This is a genomic window from Flavobacterium panici (genome assembly GCF_903819335.1).
In the GTDB taxonomy this organism is placed as follows: domain Bacteria; phylum Bacteroidota; class Bacteroidia; order Flavobacteriales; family Flavobacteriaceae; genus Flavobacterium; species Flavobacterium panici.
Map to the genome: position 1 here is coordinate 1 of NZ_CAIJDE010000074.1, position 322 is coordinate 322.

1 pseudogene is annotated in these 322 nt (G+C 22.7%); it reads right to left on the reverse strand.

Going from position 1 to position 322, the window contains the following annotated elements:
• Positions 1–322, reverse strand: a pseudogene (locus FLAPXU55_RS24045) (hypothetical protein); the annotation flags it as partial.

Consider the following 322-nt stretch of genomic DNA (forward strand, 5'->3'; position numbering starts at 1 on the left):
CGTTAATTGATTCTCATTACAATATAAATATATTAGAGCAGTATTCTTAGAAACATCTAAAGTTGTTAATTTATTAGAATAACAATATAATTTTGTTAAAGCAATACTCTTCGAAATATCGAAACTTGTTAATTTATTAGAATAACAATGTAATTCTTTCAAAGCAGCATTTTGAGAAACATTTAAGCTTGTTAATTGATTTGAATAACAATTTAAATTTGTTAAAGCAGTACTCTTAGAAACATCTAAAGCCTTTAATTGATTCTCATAACAATGTAAATATATTAGAGCAGTATTATTTGAAACATCTAAAGTTGTTAAT